The following is a 14,052-nucleotide window of genomic DNA, read 5'->3' on the forward strand; positions in this document are numbered from 1 at the left end:
GAGTTGCTAGGGGCAGCGGGCAGGGCAACAGGCACGGTTAAATGGTCCAACTCGGAAAAGGGCTTCAGTTTCATAGCCCCTGATGACGGCTCAGCCGACGTGTTCGCCCATTACTCCGCGATCGCTTCCAGCGGTTACCGTTCCCTGGAGGAGAACCAGAAAGTCCAGTTCGACGTTGTCGGCGGTCCGAAAGGCCGGCAGGCGGAGAACATCCACCCGATGTGACCGCTTCCGGAGCGGAAGCGGCTAGGTGCCTTCCCCGGGCTGGACTGCGTCGAAGAACCGGTGCTCCGGTGGGGCTGTTTGGGTTCCGGTTCCTTCCGCCTTGGCCCGGATGAAATCCAGGTCCTTCTGGGAGAGCATCGCCTGGCCGTGCTCGTCACAGTCAAGCCTTACGCCGGTTTCCTGGCAGAGCTCTTCCGTCATGGTGCGCGGCAGGATCAGGCATCCGGGGTTGTTGGTTAGCCACTGCTGCGTGGCGGGGCTGAGCCGGTCCCAGTTGTCCTTTATCTTCATCTCCATTGATGATGCCTTTCTGAGCTTCTGAGTGTTCCCGGATGGACGAGGGCGATCCCGGGTCCGGTACTCGGAGTTTGCTCAGGATATGCCAGACAAGCGGCGGGGTATTAGTCGAGGTTTTTCATAAGGTTCGCCGGTAACGCTGGGGGTGGCCGGCGATGGCTTGAGCCCTCTGAGACCTTTGCTTATCCCCCCACCGTCGCCGGCACCCAAAGGTTCCGGTGCCGTGGGGTGTGACCGCCGCTAGGAACAGCCCGCGGCGCGGGGCGGTAGTCTGGCAAGCATGCCGGTCACACGCAATGTCGCCTGGGACGGACGCCTGGAAGCCTTCAAGGGCAGGGACACGGGAGAGTTCGTGGCCCTGGTCGCGGCAGTAGCGAGTGCGTGCGCGGAGTGCGGGCTGCCCGTGCGGCCGGAGGAGCAACTTTCGCTGATCGTGGACATTACCGAGGGCGCGGACGGCGGCGGGATCGAGTTCCTGGCCTTTGACACCTGCATCTGCCACCGGCGCTGCCGGGAACCGGACCTGACGCTGCGGACGGCTGCCGGTGCACCTGATGAGCTCAAGACCATCGGGGCGCGGCTCATCCTTGGACATCCGGACAGGTCAGGCATTCGGGCGGTTCCGGTGCTGGCCTACACGCTGGCCCCGGTCCTGACGTTCCGTGAGCCCGGCGGTGAACTCACCTCCGTTCTTGTCTCGGTGCTGATCTCCCACGGCTTCCGGCTGACCATGAGCAGCGACTACGCCGAGATGCTCCGGCATGCCCGGGATGTGCACACCAGTGTCAGCTGCACCGCCACGGAGGAGGGCCGGGTCTCCCTCCACATCAACGGGGAGCGGATACATTCCCAGCAACTCGATCCGGCGGCTGCGGGGGATGCCGCATGGCTGGAAGCGGCCGGGCGTGAAGGCAAGATCCTGGTGATCAGCGGTGACTATCTGAAGATCACAAGCACCGGAGTGAACATCGACGCCGCGGCCCGGCTCGGCACCCTGGTCACCGGCAACGTCTCCACCGCGACCTGAAACGGGAGTCTCATTTCCAGTTTTAAGCTGTGCGGGGCTCTACCTGCCCGCAAGCGGACAGAACCCCTTAGCTCAAGCTCTGCGTTCCGCTGCGCTCCGTCGAGGAACCAGTGCTCCTGGCAGTGAAACGTCAGACACGAGACTGCCAGTTGCCCGATCTGCGACACTTGGTAAGTTTACTGATTATTACCAGATGCCACGGACTTTGGTCCTCGGCCAACCAGATCATCGAGACCAGCAATATCAGCAATGCTAAACAGGAGGAAGCATGACACAGGAAAACCACGAGCAGGCTGAACCCGAGATGATTCTCGGCGGCGATTCCGAGGAGTCTGTGCCTGCTTCCTCGGGTTCCGGCCAGGAAGCCGCAGGCATCCCGAACGGCAGTGGCAACGACCTTCCTCAGGAGAAATCGCCCAATGACGAGGACGAAAGCTTCGACGCCGGATAAGGCGCATCATCAGAGTGCCGCAACCAGGGAAGCAGCCGGGAACTTCCAATCCTGCGATCAACTCGACTCGGTCGCGAAGCTCTGACACAGCCCGCGGGCCTGCCCTAGTTACCAGAGCACGTGTCCTCAGTACCGCGTACGAACTGTTTTCCCGGCGGAGTATCCGGGATGTCGGCGTTAACGAGCTGATCGAGACCTCTGGGGTTGCGAAGTCGACCTTCTACCGGCACTTCCCGTCGAAGGACGACAGCGCGGTCCGCGTGTTCCAGGAATACGCATCTGGGGCTTTTCAAGCCAGGACCCGGTGGAAAGAATGCCTTGACTACCTGCAACCAGGCAATGTCCTGATGGTTGCAGATCTGACCAGATTGCGCCGCAGCACCGCAGACCTGGCTGACATCGTCACCGTACTGGGACAGCGGGGGATAGGTTTCCGTTCTCTCGCTGAACCCTGGCTAGACACGACCAGTGCGCACGGCAAATTCATCTTCGACATGTTCGCTTCCCTAGCAGAATATGAACGGTCCCGACTGTCTGAAAGGACGAAAGCCGGCCTGGCCGCAGCAAAGGCACGTGGGCGGCTCGGCGGCAGGCCACGGTCCATGACCCCAGGGAAGCTGGAAACCGCCCGGCAGTTGCGCAACGAGGGAAAGACTTTGAAGGAAACGGCTCAGCGGCTCAGCGTTAGCGTTTCATCGCAAACGCGGGCTCTCTCGCTGCCGGAGACTTAGGCGCTTCTGTGCACGCGTAGACCGTTCTGGACGGCTTGCGTACGGTTTCCGAACGGTTCCACGCCGTACGGCACTGGCGGGCGTACGATTCTGCTGCCTTCTCTAGCTAGGACAACTGCGTAGCTGCAACCACAACCAACGCTGGTCACCGAAGTTAGGCACCGGCTTCTAGTCGGTAGTTTCCAGCACGGCCAGCATTTGCCTGGCCACGTCCAGATTATGCACCACCAAGCCCACGGCATTACGTGCCGTTCCGTGCAACTGCTCAGCATCCCTTGCCAACTTCAGTCGGTCGTCTGCCACCAGCTCGTTGAGCTGGTCCTGGACGTCCAACAGCAGGCGGTAAAGCTCGTCAGCTGTAGCTCTCTCAATGTTCATTGGTTCCCTTCAATTTCCCCCCGTGCGCCACCCTGGGACGACGCATCTCTCATCGCCATCTCACACCACCAGGCCCACTCTGCCCCGGAACTCAGGATCAGCCGTATCATCCACCACGGCATCGACACCGGCGAGGTACCGGTCGGACAGCGGAAAGGGACGGAGCCCTGCCCGTGGCCGGCGACCATTCGGCCTCACACTTCCGCAATTTCTCAGTCAAAGGGCTTGCGGAATCTGAAACGCGCTGCGGGGACGTCGCCACAGGGTCGGCTATGTGTTCAGCAGCGTCTGGCTTAGGCATAGTTGCTCGTTCTCAGGTGAGTTCAGTTCGGGGACCGCGCGGAATGCCGTTGTCCCACAACGGCACAGAACATTCCTCTTGCCTCTTTCGTCACAATATTCACACCACAATGCGGAGAAGTTCCTTGTTCCGGCCAGAAACTTTCCCATAAAACTTGACGGTGCGATATGCTTTTCTCCACGGATTAAATGCCGAGGTGTTGCATGCAGATATCTGCCCAGTGGGCTTAAAGGAAATCCTGATATTTTCCATCGCGGAAGTAAGCCTCTCGGCTGATGGCGTAGTGGGAGTTCGCGAGGTCATCATGAGTAGGAATAAGTCATTTTTTGTTGGCGTGGATGACAGCGGGCTACAACGACGCAGCCGTTGTCCTCCCCCTCGGGGCCCAGCTGGATGACTCGATTTTTCTGGCGGATGGTTTTACATTTCAGCTGGAGCCAGCTTTGGCAGTGCTTGGACGAGTGTCATTCTGTCCGTTGACGGCAAATGTCAAGCCTGTTAGACCTTCAGGCATGCCGTGGCGTATTGCGAGTTTACTAAGTGGACTCTTATTTGCTGCCAATGAAGGCCAATGTTCAAAGGCGCCACGGCCAGTAGAAGCCCTCCCCTTGGGGGTTTCTTTTGTAGTTCTTAGGACCTAGCTCTTGTCCCAGACGGACAATCCCGCGTTTAAGCGCATCCAACTGTCCGTGCGTCCCTGGTTGCTGGAGGCGCATGCTTGTCACCTGACTGCACAAGCAATACACCCCGTGTAGCGACCGCCCCTCCCGGGCGCGTGATACGTGGTCACGGCAGAGTGCAGGTCAGGAGGAGGAAATCATGGAACTGGAAAAATACGCTCACTCGCTACCCCGTTGCGCGGTCGTGCTCGGGGCTGTGACGTTACTAGTTGCGGGCTGCCAGCAGGGAAGTTCCACGCCAAGCCAATCGTCCTCGCAGCCGGCTTCAACCTCGGCCAGCACATCGGAGGGCTCATCCGGGGCCTCCCATCATATGGAGGGCGGTATCTCACAGGCTGATCCACTGCCTCAAGGTGACCAGCATCCTGCTGAGTTGAGGCCCCAAGAGTTGTATGCACTTGGTGAAAAGTCGGTGTTCGCGATTGAGGGGCAGCGGCCGGATGACTTCGTAGTGTCTGCCACCGGTTTCCTGGTGGACAAGGAAGGGGGGATGGGTGTCACGAATGCCCATGTAGTGGAGGGTCTCTCGGCGATTTCTGGCCGATTCAACACCGGCGAGAAGGGGGCTCTTCACGTGATCGCATCGGATCCATGTACGGATCTTGCCGTCGTGCACTTCTCCTCCGCGCTGCCAAAGCAAACCGAGGCTCTCATCTTCGGCAATTCCGCTGACGTGAAGCCGGGCGATTCTGTGACTGTGCTCGGTTTCCCGGGTACCGCCACCCAGAACTCTGCGGAACAGAAATTGCTCATCACCTCGGGTCTGGTAAACGCGATAAAGGTGCCGGCCCGGGGTCCTGGCCTGCCTGAATATAAGGACACAATCCAGCACGGGGCGACCGTCAATCCCGGGAACTCCGGGGGTCCCTTGCTGGATCACCATGGCCGTATCGTAGGGATAAATACCTTGACCTACTTGGGCTCGCAGAATGCGCCAGCTCAGGGTCAGTTCTATTCCATATCGAGCGATTCGGCCAAGCGCGAGATCGTCGACAAGCTCCTCAAAGGTGACTCGCCGAACAACATGGGGTGGGCAGTCGAGGAATATTACCCCGGCTATTTTGCGGCTTTGGACAGCACACGGGGTCCTGCTCTGGACGCCCAGCTGGCGCGGCAAGGGGTTAAAGGCGGGCTTTACGTCAAGGGGGTCACTGCAGGTGCGGGCGCCAGCAAAGCGGGGATCAAGCCGGGCATGCTGCTGACGCGGTTACAGAATACGTCTGTGGCCACTATCGCAAAGATGTGTGACATCACCGAATCCATACTCCCCGGCGCGACTGCCGTGGTTGACGGGCTCAACCTCCTCTCAGACCCTGCCAAATTTGACCAGCAGTTCCATGTGGAGTTCGTGGTGCCCGGCAAGCACTGATATCAGGCATCGTCCTTATTTGTGCCACCACGAGTACAGTTTGTCCACGTCAGCGGCATCGGATTCTGCCCTGATCATCATGAGTGACTCGTCTTCGGTCCAGACGAGGTAGTTGGTGCCGTTCTCTGATGCGCCGAGGACTCGTCCCCTAACCTTCTGCGATTGATCGTCCCGCAGGTGCCATGTTTCCCAACCGGGTGGCTTCGTCGCCGAGCGCGGGCTCGCGTTGAATCGTTTGATGCTGTCGTCAAAGGCACTGCTCAATGACTGGGCGGATGCGTAGCCGTAGACGTACACCGACGGCCGTTCAATTGAGCTGAAGTTGCTGGTAACGGACGGGCCGCAGATCAGTCCGCTGCTGGCTCCTGAAAGGTCGTTGTTGCCGACACAACTGTCCGGGGCGATCAGCCCGAGACTGTTGACGCTGGTCAACAGATAGCACTCGCCCTCCCTCAGGTCCGGTCGTTCCTTGCCTGCGCACTTGCCAGTCGATGCCTCTGTCCGCCCGAATGACGAGGCGTTTACGGCCGGGGGCGGTATCGGTGTCCCTCCGGAAGACAGCATGACCGCTGCAACAACCAAAGCGGCGGAAGCAGCTGCCCCGGCAGCTAGAAGCACCTTCTTAGGCAGGTGAGGCGTTCGCGGACGGCCCTTCGTTCCAGAGAAGCGGTGCTGGTACCGGGCTGACAGACGGTGGTGAAGCCTGAAGGGGCCCGTTCGGCCTGATTCCCGTGGTTGGCCTGGTCCCGTTGTCCCGGCTTCAGGCTCGGGGACCTGGCGGACTTCCGTGCCGGCGGGGTCTCCCCGGGAGGCGGGCGCTTCCAGCGCACCGATGCTGGTGACTTGTTTCGGATCGCCCATCAGTCCGAGTTTCAGCGGCAGGATTTCGCTGAGTTGGGCTTGCAGGGCCGGGATGTGGCTGGATCCCCCTGTGAGGTAAACACGGTGGAGTTGCTGCACGGACGGAAGCGCTTCCTCGATGACGTGCTGCACCAATTCCACGGCGCGGCGCAAATGCGGTTCGATGAGGTGCTCAAACTCCCCGCGCGTCACAGTGCAGACCCATTCGTGGTCCCCGGAATGTATTCCGATTGGGGCTGAACTGTGGAAGCTAAGAGCGTGTTTAGCCTCCCGGATCTGGTCCCGCAACACCGCCCTGTCAGCCGCCGAACGCTCCGACTTCAGCCCTTCCAGCAGCTCGTTTTTGCTTTCAGCCGCGAGTTGGGAGTACACCCAGCCCTCTAGCAGGGCGTCGAAGTCATGGCCGCCCAGCGGGTCGATACCGTCTGCTTTTACGACATGGAAAGCAGGCCCTTCCGGTGTATGGGCAAGTTCCAGCACGGCAGCGTCACAGGTGCCGCCGCCGAAATCCAGTACGGCTACGTGGGCCCCGGGATCGACGTCGGACGTTGCGGCGTAATGCCATCCGGCCGCGACGGGTTCGGGCATCAGAACAAGGCTCTCCTCCAAGATGCCGGCTTTGAGTGCTGCGGCAGTCAGACGTCGCTTCATGTATTCATCCCAAGCTTCGGGGTGGGTCAGGACAACGCGTGCCGGTGTCCCGCCGCCGACGTACCGCTTGGCTTGGCCGAAAACGTAAGTCAATACCGCAGCGACAAGCTCGACTGGGTCCCAAATTTGGCTGCCCAGGACCACCGCTTCCTCGGCCAGTCGGCGCTTTGGTGTCGGCTCGAAGGCCGCCGGATAGATACCCGCGATTCGGAGGGCGGCTTCACCCGTGACGATTTCGCCGTTGTAAGCCGCTACGCAGGAGGGAATGGCGTCCGAACGTGCTCCCAAACGCAGAACAACTACGCCTCCTCCGTCCTGGGCGACGGCGGCCGCTGTGTTTGAGGTGCCAAAGTCGATGGCCAAGCGCCAAGGGATTCCTTCCGTCATGGCTTCGTCCTTCACTCGTTGTCGGCAGGGATACGGGCTTCGGTGTCTAGGTCGTCTCCCGCTTGTAAACTTCGACGTCGGCCAAGCGCAGGACCGCGTCGTCGGTGCGCCATCCTGGCCGCAGGACCCGGGCTACCCGGAACACGAGGTACGGGGACGGGGCCGTTACCCCGGCAACACCGTTATGCAGTTCGAGATCAAAAGGCTCCCCTAAGGTCGGAGTGATGGGTGTAACCCCGACCGTTCGGAGTGACTTTTGCACGTGTGCCCGGACGATTTCACTTGAGGACAGGTCATAGGTTCCCATAAGTGCCTGCAGCAGGACGTTGTACCGCTGCGTGCTCAGAACTTTGGCCCCGCAGTCCACGCCGGACGATGCTGGGGCTGGTATCGGGGCCGGATCCCCCCGCACTGCACCTCGCCTCAGTACCTTTGCCGCAGTGAAACCAAGGATGAGCGTTGCCAGCGCTGCAGCGGCGATTGCGGCCAGGACCCAGTAGGGAGGGCCGATGGCGAGTTCTGCGCGTGGGTCCATGTGTTCCTCCTTGAGCTGCAGGTGGCAGTGCGAAGCTTGTTGCAGAAGGACTTGTTCAGGGGTGCCGGAGCTTGGCCAGGCTCGCGTCGATGTCCTCGAGTTGCTTTTCAACGACGGCTACCTCGTGCTTAAGGGCATCGATCCGCTGCTCGGACGCACGGGCAGAGAGCTGTTCCTGGGCCTGGCTCTCCTGGATCAGCTGCTGCAGCCGGGTGGAGGATTCCTGCAGCTGGGCGCGATAAGTCACGACAATTTCCGGTTTCAACCGGCGCAACCGCGAGTCCAAGTAGTCCCCTATGGTGGCGCGCTCCGCCTGCGCGAGTTTGGGAATTTCGGCCAAGAGGCGGCTCTTCTCCAGCATGTTCTGCCGGTAAAACCTGTTAACGGCGAACCATCCTCCCGCTCCCGCCACGGCAAACGGGACAGTTAAGGCAGCCACCGGCAAGCCAAGCACGGTGGCGCCCACGCCCAGAGCAGGAAGAATGCCGGCGACGGACCTTCCCATGGTCGATCCCATGACAAAAGACATGGCTACTGTGGGGTCGAATCCCGTGTGATGCTTTTCGCTGCCCATATGGGGCGTGTCCGCGGGCCGCTCCCCACGGCTCAGGAGTTCGTTGAGTACGTCGGGCAGAGGGATTTCCCGGAACAACCCGTGCAGCAGCTGCCCAAGCTGTTCCTCGGCTTCATCGATAAGCTCTGCGCGGAGTACCAGGAGTTCGGCGAAGACGTCGCTTGTGAACTGTTGCGTGATCCTGCCCATCCGTAAAGTTCGCATCGCCTGGATACGGTTTCTCCATTGCGTGGCCCAGCCGTCAAGCTCTGAGGCTGCTTTGCGCATAACACCGGCCCGCAACTCCCCGAGGTCCCGCTCCAGATCCAAGGTCCACCGCTGCTGTTGTTCTTTCAGTTCGGAAAGCCTTTGACGTTGCGTCACCATTTCGGCCCGGGCCTCAGCAGGAGCATTGGCGATGGCGAGTCGGGTCAGTAAGGAGGTGCGGTGAGTGTCCAAGGCAGTGCGCGCGATACGGAGGGCGTTGGCCGTGGGGGCGGCACCAGCGCGGGCAAGGTCCTGTTTCAGGGATTTCAGCAACCCTGGCAGTCCGGAGGCACTCAGGAGTTCCTCGCGCTTGGACGGATCCGGCACGGAGTTCGCTGCATTGGCGATAACGGTCGAGACGCCGATGACAAATGATGGGGCCAACCTTGGAATACGGGCACTGAGTAGTGCGGCGTTTCCTGCCACAACTTCCCGCCAGGAACTTGGGTATAGATCGGTTTTGGTGACGACCACCCCGATGGTTTCGACCCGGGTGGAGCACTGCTCCAGGTACTCAATCTCGGCGCTGGAGAGCAGCGCACCGGCATCGGTGACAAATGTGGCGATGGCTGCGGCTTCGAGAATCCTGAGGTTCAACACTGACGGGGGTGCCGTCAAGCCTCCTGGACTGGGGGCGTCAAGGAGTACCACGTCCGCCAGCAACCCCTGGCGTGTTTCTAATTCAACGCCTATGGGGTCTACCGCGTCCGTTCCTGATCCCGAACGTGAGCCATCAGGGTAGATCCATACGGGACCAGATTTAGTGCCTTCCTTCTTGGGTGGAACTACCCACCTGTAGAGTAGCTGCCCTGATCCGCTTGCGTGGATGTCGGGCAGGTCACCGGCCAGCAAATCGACTAATGAGGATTTGCCTCGCCCGCTTTCGCCGACAAAGACGACGACGGGGGTGCCTGTCGAACCGGTAGCCTGACGGATGACCTGGTCGGCAGCTTCCGCATGTCCTGCCGTCCGAAGCAAGCGGGTGGCGGTGCTGAGCACAGTTCTTGCCGAGTTCAGGGTGGCAAGCTGGCCCGTTTCATAAGAGGTCATCGCCGCCGCCTGGAATGCCATCGCCGTCGTCATCGCCGCCCTCGACTGCGTCGCGGTCGTGTCCTTGCCTGTTGTCCCAGTCAGGGGTCCCCGAGTCGTTGTCGTGGGTTGCGTCGGAATGGTCCTCATCACCGCTCATAGCCAGAATGCCTGCATCTTCTGGCCCTGACACGACAGCTCCGGCGGATGGGTCGTCCTGGGCGCTGTCCTGTTCCGCTGCGGCATAGACGGCGTCAACGGCGCGTTCCCAAACCGACTCCGGGGGACCATCGGGAACCAGGAACATCTCTTTGAAGTTTATTTCAGGCATGGCGTGACTCATTTCCAAGAATTTGTTGCGTATGGGTGGTTTGGCACTGCGGTCAGGTTTAAAGTGGGCGTACTATCGGCTAGTGCGGGGGGCACTGCGATCTGGACCCAAATGGGGGAATTATGGACGCAGACCCGGCCCGGATGCTGCTTATGGACGCGGCGATCGGGGGAGACGCCCGAGCATTTGAAAGATTGGCGGAGCAGCACAGGACCATGATCTGGTCCGTTTGCCTGCGGATCACCGGCAATACCTACGACGCCGAAGATGCCCTTCAGGACACGCTGCTGGCGGCTTGGCGCGGCATTGGACGATTTCGGCGCGATTCCAGCTTCGGGACGTGGATTTACCGGATCGCGGCCAACGCGGCACTGGCAATCATTCGCGCGAGACGGAGCACCGACGAGATCTCCGAAGCGTTCGCTCCGGAACGGGACTTCGCCGAGAAACTCGCGGACGCCGATCTCGTACAGCGGACGATGAAGTCCATCCCGGAAGATCTCCGAGTGGCTCTGATACTGCGCGAATTGTGCGACTTCACGTATGAGCAGGTCGCAGAGTACCAGGGCGTGGGCCTGGCCACTGTGAAGACAAGAATTAACCGCGCCCGTCACGCCTTCGAGCAGGCGCTTACCACGGGCATTCTCTGATTCAGGGCCACTCATGCCAGAGTCCTCGCCGCGCCAGAGCGAATGAGCAGTGATCGGGCGATCACCCTGGCGGCACGCGCCTCAGCCCCCGTGGATGCCGTACCGGCCATAGCCTGGTAACGCGATGCCAGTTCCAGGAAGTTTTTCACTTCCGGTGCTTCCGCAGAAGCAGCCGGCGCCCACGAATCTGAGCGCCGCAGCCCCTCTAATACCGGGATCAGGTCGTGCTTCGGATCGGACGCACGCAGCAAAGCCAGCGCAGCTTCTTCCTGCAATGGGTGAAAAGCAGGCGCGTGCCTTGCCGCTTCAACCAGGCGACGCACCTCCGGCGGCCAGGACTGGCCGCGTGCCGCGGCCATCAGCCCGGAAAGCATGTCCTCGACCCTCTCACTTTCGACAGGCCCGGTGACCGAGGCTTGCAGGGCACGCTCAAGCTGGGCAAGCCCTGACCGCTCGTACAGCCAGTCAGCAAGATGGCCGGCAGAACTGCACTGTTCCCTTCCGTGCCGTACCCCGTAGGGTCCGATCAGCTCCGTGAGGCGCCGAAAGTCTTCCATGGCCACGCCCCGGGGAGGACCAAGGTGTTCGGCGAACTGCAGCTGAGTTTCATCGGCGCCTTGAAGCAGACGAAGGTTCCGCACATCCTGTTCCCGCAGCGCCCCTGTCCTCACGGTTTCGGCGAGCAATCCGGAGACCGGAAGCACCGTTTCGAGCTGAGGCATCGTCCGGGCGAGCTCGGCTGCCGCCTTCTTAGCTGTCTCCACCGGTTCCGCGTTGCTCCAGGGACCTCCTCCGTGATTGTCAGCATGCGCGATGATACCGATGACAGGCAGCGATCCACGCGCCGCCAGGTTGCCGTGGCGCTCCCTGAACCTGGCAATAAAGTCTTCATCGTCCGGGCGGAACGAGTCCCGGACGAGATACAGCAGAGCATCTGGGCTGTCCTGCCAATCCCGGTCGCCCAGCAACCACGACTCGGTCCTGCCGGAGTTCTCTGTCGCCGCCGAGGCGAGGCCGGGCGTGTCGACGACGGTAGCAAACCGCAGGGTGGCGGCCTGCAAATAGAGCCTCAGGCAATCAACGGCTTCCTGCCGGAGATCTTCAAGGACTGGCCCCGTGCGGCCGAACGGAATAGGCACCACTTCACCGGCATCCAGCACAGCTTCCGCCCGGGCCGGTGCACCATATGCATAGCAACAAACCAGGGCCGTGGTTTCTTGGGCGGAGGTCGGTGCCCACTTTTCACCAATCAGACTGTTCACCAAGGTTGACTTGCCAGTATTCACCCGGCCAGTCACCGCAATGATGGCCGGCCTCCTGAGCGCCCTTCTGAATACGTCAATCGTTTGCGCCCCGGACGGGCCTAGCAGCACGGTGATCTCGTCCAACAACTGCTCCGCGCTGGACCGCAGGCCGGGATAACTGGCCGGAGCTTCCATTGCCAATCCTCCTTCCGGACTGAACCCCATGCCAATTTGATGCTGCGGTCATCGAGAATGTTCCCCAAAGATCCAACTTTTTGGGAGGAACTTTTCAGAGGTCCTTGGCCTCTAATGCACATCAACAAATTCCGGAAGCCCCCTTCCGCCTAAGCAAGGAGACCATCATGAGCACAGAAACCATCATTGGCTACGTCGTATACACCGCAGACTCCAGCGGCAATGGCAAGACCGATACCTATGCCGTGGACACCGACGGCAACGGGCTGCCCGACACCTACTGGTTCGACCTGAACGAGAACAACTACTACGAAACCATCGGTTACGACCCCAACGAGGACGGCTGGATCGATGGGTACGACGTGGGGCTAGGCCTTGCCTAACTAAAAACCCGACCCCTTGGCATAAGCGAACGGCGGGCACACCATTCCCACCCTTCTTCGCGGCCCCTCCGGTGCTTCCAATCGGAGGGGCCATTTGCCGCCACGACGGCCCAGCGCTGAAGCAGTCCCTCACATCTCGAACAGTCACCGAAACGGGGGGGTGAGTGACTTGATCGCAATGCGCATCCGTCCCGCAGGAGGTGGCTCCGATGATGTCGCGAGAAGGAGGCAGAAACGTCTCACCTCCAAATTAGGCGCGGGCCCGGCCTGTGCGCGCATGCGGAAAGAAAAGGGGCCCTCATCGGGGCGGCATGGTCCTCTGGCGTGGGCAAGGCTTCCGGACCAAATGCCGGGTTCCGCTAAGCGGGATGCAGGAGCTTTACCGACCTGATCGTCTCTGGGCTTGAAGGAACCCAATCACTCTGACCCGGCCGAGTAAAATGTCCAGGACGTTGGAAACAGTGTCCATGGCAAAAATGGCGAGGGCGATACCACCCGCGGCAAGCAGCGCCCAAACAACCAGTGACACTTTTACATCCTCCAAGTGGCTCGGTCCCATGGGGCCGGCCAGAAAAGTCAACCAATTCTCTGCCCTCATCGTCTCGGGCCCGGAGGGCGCGGCCTATTCCCCGTGTTGCAAGTGTGGTCGAGCATTTCGCCAGGGTCTATAGTGGCCGTAATACCGGCTAGTGCGGGGGGCACGGCGACCTTACCCAGGTGGGGGACGCATGGACGCGACCGTAGCCCAGAGGCGCCAGCTTGAGGCGGCAATAAGCGGTGATGTGAGTGCCTTTGAGGCTCTAACCAGGGAGTCTCGGGCCATGATCTGGTCTGTATGCCTGAGGATCACCGGGAACACCTACGATGCCGAAGACGCCCTTCAGGACACCCTGGTGGCCGCGTGGCGGGGCATACAGCAATTTCGCCGCGAATACGGTTTCGGGACCTGGATCTACAGGATTGCGGCAGACTCGGCGTTGGCTATCCTCCGAGCCAGGCGGCCAACGGAGGTCGAGGTTGATGAAACTTACTCTCCTGAACGTAACTTCGCGGAACAGCTCGCCGAAGCTGATCTCGTCCAGCGGGCGCTGAACACTATGCCGACGGATCTCCGTGTGGCCCTTGTGCTGCGGGAGCTGTGTGACTACACGTATGCTCAGATCGGTGACTATCAGGGCGTGGGCGTGCCCACAGTGAAGAGCAGGATTGCCAGGGGCAGGCAGGCTTTCGAGGCCATCGTGACCTCTGGTACTTCCTGATGCGTGCGCCGACCATACCTGGCTCTTCTGAGCTGCCCGCAACCAGCAGGCACCCTTGCGCCTAAAGGGTCCGCCCCGCCCCGACGACCTCGCGCGGTGACCCATCTCTCCAGTTTGTCCCGCAACCTCTGGGACAAAATGCCGATGCTAGGTCCTCTCCGTGCTTGGCAGATTCTGCTCACACGCCGTTGCGAGACATAGAGGCTGTCATGGCGCGCAAGCTCATCGGATACACCCGGGTCTTAACC

The 14,052-nt window shown here is 60.9% G+C and carries 15 protein-coding genes; 8 read left to right on the forward strand and 7 right to left on the reverse strand.

The window, feature by feature from the left end; translation table 11 throughout:
• The first annotated feature begins 3 nt into the window (after positions 1 to 3).
• A complete protein-coding gene (locus QFZ23_RS11465) occupies positions 4 to 225 on the forward strand; it encodes a cold-shock protein (RefSeq protein ID WP_306923027.1) in 222 nt (73 codons plus the stop codon).
• Between the two features lie 21 nt (positions 226 to 246).
• Here QFZ23_RS11465 and QFZ23_RS11470 read toward each other — a convergent pair whose 3' ends face one another.
• Positions 247 to 522: a hypothetical protein gene (locus QFZ23_RS11470; protein ID WP_306923029.1), complete on the reverse strand. Its 276-nt coding sequence runs from the start codon at positions 520 to 522 to the stop codon at positions 247 to 249.
• A gap of 280 nt (positions 523 to 802) precedes the next feature.
• On the opposite strand from QFZ23_RS11470, the gene QFZ23_RS11475 reads away from it, so the two are divergent.
• The 3 genes from QFZ23_RS11475 to QFZ23_RS11485 all read left to right on the forward strand — a co-directional run bounded on the left by QFZ23_RS11475 (position 803) and on the right by QFZ23_RS11485 (position 2,731).
• On the forward strand, positions 803 to 1,549 hold the full coding sequence (locus QFZ23_RS11475) for a hypothetical protein (protein ID WP_306923031.1): 747 nt from the start codon (positions 803 to 805) through the stop codon (positions 1,547 to 1,549).
• A 268-nt stretch (positions 1,550 to 1,817) separates the two neighbouring features.
• Positions 1,818 to 2,000: a hypothetical protein gene (locus QFZ23_RS11480; protein WP_306923032.1), complete on the forward strand. Its 183-nt coding sequence runs from the start codon at positions 1,818 to 1,820 to the stop codon at positions 1,998 to 2,000.
• 56 nt (positions 2,001 to 2,056) lie between these two features.
• Positions 2,057 to 2,731, forward strand: a complete 675-nt coding sequence (locus QFZ23_RS11485) for a recombinase family protein (RefSeq protein WP_444861252.1) — start codon at positions 2,057 to 2,059, stop codon at positions 2,729 to 2,731.
• Between the two features lie 168 nt (positions 2,732 to 2,899).
• Here QFZ23_RS11485 and QFZ23_RS11490 read toward each other — a convergent pair whose 3' ends face one another.
• Positions 2,900 to 3,109: a hypothetical protein gene (locus QFZ23_RS11490; RefSeq protein ID WP_306923036.1), complete on the reverse strand. Its 210-nt coding sequence runs from the start codon at positions 3,107 to 3,109 to the stop codon at positions 2,900 to 2,902.
• Between the two features lie 1,120 nt (positions 3,110 to 4,229).
• On the opposite strand from QFZ23_RS11490, the gene QFZ23_RS11495 reads away from it, so the two are divergent.
• Entirely contained in the window at positions 4,230 to 5,459 is a 1,230-nt protein-coding gene (locus QFZ23_RS11495; protein ID WP_306923037.1) for a S1C family serine protease, read from the forward strand.
• Positions 5,460 to 5,474: 15 nt separating this feature from the next.
• On the opposite strand, the gene QFZ23_RS11500 is transcribed toward QFZ23_RS11495, so the two are convergent.
• The 4 genes from QFZ23_RS11500 to QFZ23_RS11515 form a co-directional block, all read right to left on the reverse strand.
• Positions 5,475 to 7,358, reverse strand: coding sequence for an Hsp70 family protein (locus tag QFZ23_RS11500; protein ID WP_306923038.1), 1,884 nt, complete (start codon positions 7,356 to 7,358; stop codon positions 5,475 to 5,477).
• A gap of 46 nt (positions 7,359 to 7,404) precedes the next feature.
• The gene (grpE, locus tag QFZ23_RS11505; protein ID WP_306923039.1) at positions 7,405 to 7,893 is read right to left on the reverse strand and encodes a nucleotide exchange factor GrpE; all 489 of its coding nucleotides are present in this window, start codon (positions 7,891 to 7,893) and stop codon (positions 7,405 to 7,407) included.
• A 55-nt stretch (positions 7,894 to 7,948) separates the two neighbouring features.
• A complete protein-coding gene (locus tag QFZ23_RS11510) occupies positions 7,949 to 9,331 on the reverse strand; it encodes a hypothetical protein (protein WP_306923041.1) in 1,383 nt (460 codons plus the stop codon).
• Between the two features lie 418 nt (positions 9,332 to 9,749).
• On the reverse strand, positions 9,750 to 10,073 hold the full coding sequence (locus QFZ23_RS11515; RefSeq protein ID WP_306923043.1) for a hypothetical protein: 324 nt from the start codon (positions 10,071 to 10,073) through the stop codon (positions 9,750 to 9,752).
• Positions 10,074 to 10,195: 122 nt separating this feature from the next.
• Here QFZ23_RS11515 and QFZ23_RS11520 point away from each other — a divergent pair, with 122 nt between their 5' ends.
• On the forward strand, positions 10,196 to 10,723 hold the full coding sequence (locus tag QFZ23_RS11520; protein WP_306923044.1) for an RNA polymerase sigma factor: 528 nt from the start codon (positions 10,196 to 10,198) through the stop codon (positions 10,721 to 10,723).
• 11 nt (positions 10,724 to 10,734) lie between these two features.
• On the opposite strand, the gene QFZ23_RS11525 is transcribed toward QFZ23_RS11520, so the two are convergent.
• Positions 10,735 to 12,162 carry a dynamin family protein gene (locus QFZ23_RS11525; RefSeq protein WP_306923046.1) on the reverse strand — a complete coding sequence of 476 codons (1,428 nt, stop codon included), beginning with the start codon at positions 12,160 to 12,162 and terminating at the stop codon, positions 10,735 to 10,737.
• 167 nt (positions 12,163 to 12,329) lie between these two features.
• On the opposite strand from QFZ23_RS11525, the gene QFZ23_RS11530 reads away from it, so the two are divergent.
• A complete protein-coding gene (locus QFZ23_RS11530; protein WP_306923047.1) occupies positions 12,330 to 12,545 on the forward strand; it encodes a hypothetical protein in 216 nt (71 codons plus the stop codon).
• A 728-nt stretch (positions 12,546 to 13,273) separates the two neighbouring features.
• Positions 13,274 to 13,804, forward strand: a complete 531-nt coding sequence (locus tag QFZ23_RS11535) for an RNA polymerase sigma factor (RefSeq protein ID WP_306923048.1) — start codon at positions 13,274 to 13,276, stop codon at positions 13,802 to 13,804.
• Positions 13,805 to 14,052 lie beyond the last annotated feature (248 nt).

The organism is Arthrobacter globiformis, from assembly GCF_030818015.1.
Taxonomy (GTDB): Bacteria; Actinomycetota; Actinomycetes; order Actinomycetales; family Micrococcaceae; genus Arthrobacter; species Arthrobacter globiformis_C.